Origin of the sequence: Acinetobacter sp. GWC1_38_13 (genome assembly GCF_001767535.1) — a bacterium.
GTDB classification, from domain to species: domain Bacteria; phylum Pseudomonadota; class Gammaproteobacteria; order Pseudomonadales; family Moraxellaceae; genus Acinetobacter; species Acinetobacter junii.
In genome coordinates this window covers 1-7,852 of the sequence record NZ_MELG01000095.1, presented here as the reverse complement: position 1 = coordinate 7,852, position 7,852 = coordinate 1, and the positions used below count along the sequence as shown (strand labels likewise).

Annotated in this window: 5 protein-coding genes and 2 pseudogenes; 4 read left to right on the top strand and 3 right to left on the bottom strand. The window is 37.6% G+C overall.

Annotation, left to right across the window (positions count from 1 at the left end):
* The 3 genes from A2003_RS10115 to A2003_RS10105 all read right to left on the bottom strand — a co-directional run.
* Positions 1 to 797 (bottom strand): phage late control D family protein (locus tag A2003_RS10115; protein ID WP_286687292.1); only part of this gene is annotated, 797 nt, incomplete at its 3' end.
* 181 nt (positions 798 to 978) lie between these two features.
* Complete coding sequence (locus A2003_RS10110) at positions 979 to 1,296, bottom strand: 5-carboxymethyl-2-hydroxymuconate Delta-isomerase (RefSeq protein ID WP_004962827.1); 318 nt, start codon at positions 1,294 to 1,296, stop codon at positions 979 to 981.
* Positions 1,297 to 1,305: 9 nt separating this feature from the next.
* Entirely contained in the window at positions 1,306 to 3,018 is a 1,713-nt protein-coding gene (locus A2003_RS10105) for a DEAD/DEAH box helicase (protein WP_286687290.1), read from the bottom strand.
* A gap of 159 nt (positions 3,019 to 3,177) precedes the next feature.
* Between A2003_RS10105 and A2003_RS10100 the strand changes: the two genes are divergently transcribed.
* The 4 genes and pseudogenes from A2003_RS10100 to A2003_RS10085 form a co-directional block, all read left to right on the top strand.
* Positions 3,178 to 4,143, top strand: coding sequence for an alpha/beta hydrolase (locus A2003_RS10100; protein ID WP_286687289.1), 966 nt, complete (start codon positions 3,178 to 3,180; stop codon positions 4,141 to 4,143).
* Between the two features lie 281 nt (positions 4,144 to 4,424).
* Positions 4,425 to 5,873 (top strand): annotated as a pseudogene (gene eat / locus A2003_RS10095) (ethanolamine permease).
* Positions 5,874 to 5,877: 4 nt separating this feature from the next.
* On the top strand, positions 5,878 to 7,263 hold the full coding sequence (locus tag A2003_RS10090; protein WP_286687288.1) for an ethanolamine ammonia-lyase subunit EutB: 1,386 nt from the start codon (positions 5,878 to 5,880) through the stop codon (positions 7,261 to 7,263).
* A 10-nt stretch (positions 7,264 to 7,273) separates the two neighbouring features.
* Positions 7,274 to 7,774: pseudogene (locus A2003_RS10085) on the top strand (ethanolamine ammonia-lyase light chain EutC); the annotation flags it as partial.
* Between the last annotated feature and the right edge of the window lie 78 nt (positions 7,775 to 7,852).

Here is a 7,852-nt window from a genome sequence, read left to right as displayed (position 1 = left end):
ACATCAGCTTGCCAGCGTTGGATATACACACTATTGGGTTGCAGTGAGCGTTGTCCTATCAAACTAGTCATACTGTCATATTGTTCTGTGGCGTTACTGCGACGGTATCGAATCTGTCGACGCGCTAAAGTTCGGTATTGACTGTTGTCATCAATCAGACGGAGTTTTTGGGGTTGGATGGCTGCACTGCTGTTTGGCACGATCAGCAGTGCTTCATCAATAAGCCAGTTGATGCCTTCACTACGTAATAATCGAGTTAAGAACTCATAGTCCGTTTCGTTGTGTTGCATGATAAATGGACGGACACCATCGTATTGTTGTAGTCCATTTAAATCAAGGCTTAGGCTCGCAGCGAAGAGTGGGCTTTTTTGTTGCCATTCTTTAAATACAATCTCTATAACATCAACCACAGTTTTATTGATAAACACACGGCTATTGCGACGTTTTTTCCACAGTGCAGTAGGATCTTCAAGTGTAAGTTTATAGAGGCTTAAACTGCCGTCGGATTGGCCCTGAAAGGCCTGAGTAATAAGACCTGTAGTGCGAAACAATTGTCCTGAGTCAGTGACTTGATCAACCGCGACTTGGCTACCAATGAATTGTTTTAATGAAATCGTAGCATCAGTGGATAAGCAAATCAGTTCCGCACGGATGCCTTGATTGATTTCATGTTGCCCATCTATGCGTTGTAAAAAGACTTTGGCATTTAATATAGGATTGGAAAATTGAATATGGAGGGCACGTTTTTGTGAAGTGATGCCTAATTGATCTAATGCGCGAAATATATTATTCAACATCTCTTGTTATTTAATATTGACTTAAATTTCGCGCATTCTATAAACGATAGACTAATCTGTCTATATTTTTAATGTTAATTTATTGCAACAAATTAACTAATCTGTTGAATTCTCAAAATTAATCTCGTAATTTCAATCATACGGTAGACTTAAAATAATTTTCTTTAGGTATATCAACAACTTAAACACAAATTTGTGTTTTAAAATCTGATTCAGATTGTAAATATTTTTTTATTTTAAGTGCCTGTAAAAGTGCTTCACCAAGTTGCTTTTTCTGTTCTGCAGTTCGCCCACTTAACAGATATAACTTGAGATGAATATATGCTTCTAAAGGCAGATTTATTCCAATTAAAAAACTCTGATCTTTGAAAATTCGTGACTTAATGTCCTGTTCGACAAATTGCTTCGAGTCAAGTAATGTTGAATTAATTCGCTCTAATAATTGAACTTCATCTAAATCAATCAAGTTTGCTGAATAGTTCACTATGATATGAGGCATATGATCGTCCTATTCTATAAATAACAATGCCAAACGCACCTGATCATAAGCCATTCTCGGACTAGTTGCTTCAACAATCGGGCGTAATTTAATAGAGCCATCATCCGTAAAATGTTCTGGATTTTTACGCTTGCTCAATCGTTTATAGATTTTTCGAACTTCCTCAACAACTTCATCACCAGGATGTGCAACTGAAATATCCAAACCTTGCTCTTTGTGAAGGCGCGATAAATGATTGATGATGGTAGCTGGAGTCAAACCTCTCTCGTGAGCAATATCTTCAATTTCATAACCACCCTCAAACAATGCCTTCGTTTCATCCAAAGTAGCAGCCGCATAATTTTGCTTAGCTCCTTTGCTTAATTTTTTCTCATTTCGACTAATTTCAGTCGGGTTCAAAGTCCCCCCACAGTGTCGAATAAAGGCATTATGTTGAGTTGTCAAATCCATTTGTTCAAAGCTGATTTCCGCCTCACTCGAAAGCTCTTGAAAACGGCGATCTGCTTTTATTGCTAAACTATCCAACTCTAAAGCTTGCTCATTAAATCCAAGAAGTTTTAGACCTGTTAGTGATTTTAAACGCGAAAGAGCCACATACCCCTGACCTTTTTCAAAAGTATGGGTAAGATTGATTTCGGCAGCTTCTAAAGTCATTCCTTGGCTTTTATGAATCGTAATCGCCCATGCTAGACGTAATGGAATTTGTTGAAAACTTGCAATCACTTTGCCTGCTTCATTTTCAATTGACCATGTTTCTGGCTCAACCAATAATGTTGTTCCATCCGTCAATTTTACTTTTGGCAAGATCCCTTGTGTATCATCTTCCTCGAAGCCAATCACCTCTCCCAAGCTTCCATTGATATATCCCATATCAAAATTGTTTTTTACAAACATAACTTTGGCATGCTTTTTTAAGGTAAGTTCTTCAGGGGCGCGAACAGATGATTTCAAGGTTTCAATCAGTTTTTCATTCCCATCAACAACCGCATTGAATTGATGACTCTCGTTATCAATTTCATTCAAATGCTGATAATTGATGTTATCAACATCCATATTGTGTGTGTAAAGACGTGTAAACGTCTCACCTATATCGTGATGTTTAGACTGCTGCAAAGCTGAGATATGGTGATTTTCAATACTTTGAGCACGAATAGCGTTTAAAATTTGGTTAAGAATTTCATCGTCTTGACGATGTTGTTCGGTTAAATAGCAAACTCGAAATTTAGCTTCAACCCATGCATCAGACATAAAGCAAAATTTATCACGGTTGGCTTCACCGTTTCGACCTACGGGTGGTAACTGGAAAAAATCTCCCGCAACAATCACTTGTATGCCACCAAAAGCCTCATCGCTTTCTTTAAAATATTTTAAGACTTGATTAACAAGATTTAGCTGCTTAGCGTGCAGCATTGAAATTTCATCTATGATAAGAACCTGAGCATTTTCTAAATGTTCTTTTAAATACTTACGCTCTTTCATACGCTTAAGATCATCATCACTCAAGCTATCTTTAATTCCAATCCCTGCCCAAGTATGAATAGTCATACCATTCATATGCGTCGCGGCAATTCCAGTGGATGCAGTGATCGCTACTGGAACTTTACGCGCCTTGAGGTACATGATGTATTGATTGAGCGTATAGGTTTTACCTGCACCAGCTGAACCTGTTAGGAAAACATTTTCCCCAGCTTTGAGTATATTCAGTGCAGTTTCTTGTTTCATAATTTCGTCAGTCAAAAACAACAGCACATAGCTTAACGATTTTTTAATAAAAATAAAAATCTAGCTGTTTAGAGAACTGCCAATGTCGCAGATTTGGATTGACAACTTATGGTTTTCATTTAATGTGTTTGCTAATGAATTTTGACTCGATCTATAACAATGAATACTTCAAACCTTCATACATATCAAACAGATATATTAGGTGAGGATTATCAGCAACTGACTTTAAATTTTGCTGATGATTACGATGGCAAAGTCGTGGCAACATTAATTCGAAAAAAAGCCCACAACCCAACAAAAAAAGCTGTTTTGTATATTCATGGTTTTGCTGATTATTTTTTTCAAACTGAAATGGCTGAAAAATTTAATCAACATGGTTATGACTTTTATGCGCTCGACCTAAGAAAATATGGTCGTTCAAAGCTTCCGCATCAGAAATTGTATTATGTACTTGATTTAAGAGAATATGATGCTGAAATCAGTAAAGCACTCGAGATCATAGCTAAAGAAAATCATAATCAAGTTCTATTGGCAGGACATTCAACGGGTGGACTCATCTCAACCTTATATGCTGCGCATTATCCTGATCATCGTTTAATTAAAGCATTATGGGCAAATAGCCCATTTTATGACTTTTATAAAAGTGTGATTGAGAAAAAAGTCGGTATTCCTCTATTAAGTGAAGCAGGTAAACATTTACCCAATGCCAAATTTCCAAGTGGACTAAACCCTTGGTATACCCCAAGTTTGCATAAAGACTTTTATGGAGAGTGGGATTTCAATTTAGATTGGAAACCTAAATCTATGCCATTTGTACATTTGTGTTTCGTTCACGCGATTCATGAAGCGCAAAAAGAAATTCATCGTGGTGTAAGTTTGAAAATTCCAACGCTGATCATGCATTCCCATCAATCTAAATATCCTAAAAAATGGGGTATAGATGCGCAGCAAAGCGATGTGATTCTTGATGTGAAAGATATGATTCACAATGCTAAGAAAATGAAAGGTGATGTACAAACTTTAGCAATTCATAATGGTTTACATGATCTTGTTCTGTCGGCGCCATCTGTTCGTGAAAACGTTTACCAACAATTGTTCCAATGGTTAGAACAAAAAATTCAATAATCATATTTATATTTGGCTGATTGAATCAGAGCAGTTATGAACTAGTTCTGATTTGGTCAGCTTAAATTTAAAAATGCACCAAATTTTAGCATTTTCTAAAAAAAGCCAAGCCATCAGCGCTAAAAACAAACAAATTCAGTGTATAAAAAATAGCCATAAATTTATAAAAACCCCAAATATTTTACCAAATGGAATAAAAAACACTCTTCTAACCCATCTAACGACATTTTAGGCATCAGTTTTGCTGTTCATAAGATGAATAAATCTTCTTGGAGTGTTTTATGAATCACTCAAAATCTCCCTCATTTACTGCAAATGATACGTCTATTAACTCAGATGAATACTTTTCACAACGCCAACTTAAACAAGGATCTGTTGGTTGGGTGTTATTGATTGGGCTCGGTGTAGCTTATGTTATTTCAGGGGATTTCGCTGCTTGGAATTTTGGACTAGCTCAAGGTGGTTGGGGCGGAATGTTTATTGCCACCATTATAGTTGCGATTATGTATTTGTGCTTATGCCTATCAATGTCAGAAATGTCGACTATGATGCCAACTGCAGGTGGCGGATATAGTTTTGCACGTTTAGCATTTTGACCTTTCGGCGGATACCTGACAGGCACAGCGATATTGATTGAATATGCAATCGCTCCTGCTGCAATTGCTGTGTTTATTGGCGCTTATTGTGAATCATTATTTGGTATCAATGGGTGGATGATTTATCTAGCCTGTTATCTCATTTTTATGGGGATTCATTTAAAGGGTGCTGGTGAAGCGCTAAGTATTATTTTTGCAATCACTTCGATTGCAGTTCTAGCATTGATTGTTTTTATTGCAGCAATGCTGCCACATTTCCAATTTTCTAATCTTTTTAATATATCTACCACTTCAGCAGCAGGTGCAAACGCCTTCTTACCGAATGGCTATATAGGCATATGGGCAGCAGTACCTTTTGCCATCTGGTTTTTTCTCGCCGTTGAAGGTGTCCCTCTAGCAGCTGAAGAAGCAAAAGAACCTCAGAAATCTCTCCCTCGTGGACTAATTGGTGCAATGTTGATCCTGACGACTTTCGCATTACTGATTTTGATCTTAGGTGTTGGTGCCGCAGGTGCAGATACATTAAAAAATTCTGGAGCCCCTTTAGTTGATGCACTCATTACTGTGTATGGTAAGGATTCTTGGTTAGCAACTTTTGTTAATTTCGTTGGTTTAGCTGGACTGATTGCAAGCTTCTTTTCCATTATTTATGCTTATTCTCGCCAATTTTTTGCATTATCACGCGCTGGTTATCTTCCTACATCCTTATCATTGACCAATAAAAACAAAGCGCCTTATTTGGCAATTATTATCCCAGGTATCATCGGTTTTTTCCTGTCATTGACCAAACAAGGTGATGCACTGATTTTAATCGCTGTATTTGGTGCAACCATTTCTTATGTACTGATTCTACTTTCACATATCAAATTGCGATTTTCAAAACCTGATATGCCTGGCCCATACAAAACACCGGGTGGCTTTCTCACCTCTTCTGTAGCACTCATTTTAGCAATTGCTGCAGTCATTGCTGGCTTTGTCGTAAATCCAGAGGTTTGGTTTATTGCAGCAACAATTTATGCCGTTTTTATCGCATACTTTTTACTTTATAGCCGTTATCATCTTATTAAAGGCACACCAGAAGAAGAATTTGCAAATATAAAATCAGCCGAACAAAGACTCAAAGAAGAAGGATAAAAATATGAGCTACCGAATGATGATCAATAATCATCAAAATCATTTTCATGATCTCAAGACATTGATGGCTAAAGCGACACCACAACGTTCAGGAGATGAATTGGCAGGCATTGCTGCAGAAGATGCTACTGAACGTGTTGCGGCACAAATGGCTCTAGCCGAGTTGCCTTTAAAAGTATTTCTAAATGAGGCTGTAGTTGATTACGAAGCAGATGAAATCACCCGTTTGATTATTGATAAACACAATCTGGAAGCATTTTCGCCTATTTCTCATTACACCGTAGGTGATTTTCGCAACTGGCTCTTAAGTGAACAAGCCACAACAGAAACATTAAGAAAATTATCTTCAGGTTTGACCTCTGAAATGGTTGCAGCGGTGAGCAAGATCATTCGCAATCAAGATCTTATTTATGTTGCAAGTAAATGTGAGGTGATTACTCAATTTAGAAATACAATTGGTCTGAAAGGACATCTATCAACACGTTTGCAACCTAATCATCCCACTGATGATCTGTTAGGAATATCTGCAAGTATTTTGGATGGATTGATGTATGGTAACGGTGATGCAGTAATTGGAATTAATCCTGCTACCGACAACTTGCACAATCTTGCTGAACTTTTAAAACTTTTAGATCACATCATTCAAGAATATAAAATCCCGACTCAATCCTGTGTACTTACACATATTAGCTCAGGCATCCAACTTGCTGAGAAAAATGTACCAATTGATCTAATGTTTCAATCAATTGCAGGAACACAAAAAGCAAATGAGGGTTTTGGAATATCACTTGATTTACTACAAGAAGGATACGAAGCAACGCTGGCATTGAAGCGTGGCACATTGGGTAACAATGTTATGTATTTTGAAACTGGACAAGGTAGTGCTTTGTCCAGTAATGCTCATCATGGAGTTGATCAACAAACTTTAGAAACTCGTGCCTATGCCATCGCACGTAAATTCAAACCTCTATTGGTCAATACCGTAGTGGGTTTTATAGGTCCAGAATATCTATTTAATGGGAAACAAATCATTCGTGCTGGTTTAGAAGATCACTTTTGTGGAAAACTTCTAGGTTTACCGATGGGTTGTGATATTTGCTATACCAATCATGCCGATGCAGATCAAAATGATATGGATGTCTTACTCACTCTATTCGGTACAGCAGGTCTTAATTTTATTATGGGGATTCCTGGTTCAGATGACGTCATGCTCAACTATCAAACAACATCTTTTCATGACGCACTGTATCTAAGACAACTGCTGGGCTTAAAACCAGCACCAGAGTTTGCAGCGTGGTTAGAACAACAAGGGATTTTCAAGCAACAAAATGCACAAATCTGTTGGTCTGATCATATGCCCGATCAATTCTCACGATTATTGATGAACTAGGAGCATAATTATGAAACTTCAAGTTGATCATCAATTTCCCTCTCCTACACACCAAGATCAGTGGGAAAAGCTAAAACAATTTACCGATGCTCGCATTGCCTTAGGTCGTGTTGGTTGTAGTATTCCGACCAAAGCTTTCTTAGAATTCCAACTTGCTCATGCTCAAGCTCGGGATGCTGTCTATCAAGCACTAGATGTAACTCACTTAACTGAGCAATTGAATAAACACAATTTGGAAGCAGTTCATGTACAAAGTAATGCACATGACAAAGAAATCTATTTGAAAAGACCAGATCTAGGTCGACAACTTTCCAACAGCTCACAGCAATATCTACAACAGCAGTACAATAAAAACCAATTGAATTATGATCTGTGTATCGTTGTTGGTGATGGGCTATCAGCTCGAGCTATAGAAACTAATGCGATCCCATTTATTCTGAGTCTTACTCAAGAAATTACTGATCAATCTTGGCAGCTTGCACCTATTATCATTGCTACAGGCAGTCGAGTTGAACCGTACCGGGTTTGTCGGAGACTTTTTTATTTAAGTTAGGCCACCTGACCTAACGGGTTAATCTTATCATAGTAC

Excerpts from the sequence above, each read along its gene's own strand:
- A2003_RS10105 (WP_286687290.1), bottom strand. The coding sequence starts at position 3,018 with ATGAAACAAGAAACTGCACTGAATATACTCAAAGCTGGGGAAAATGTT.
- A2003_RS10100 (WP_286687289.1), top strand. The coding sequence starts at position 3,178 with ATGAATACTTCAAACCTTCATACATATCAAACAGATATATTAGGTGAG.
- A2003_RS10110 (WP_004962827.1), bottom strand. The coding sequence starts at position 1,296 with ATGCCTCATATCATAGTGAACTATTCAGCAAACTTGATTGATTTAGAT.
- A2003_RS10090 (WP_286687288.1), top strand. The coding sequence starts at position 5,878 with ATGAGCTACCGAATGATGATCAATAATCATCAAAATCATTTTCATGAT.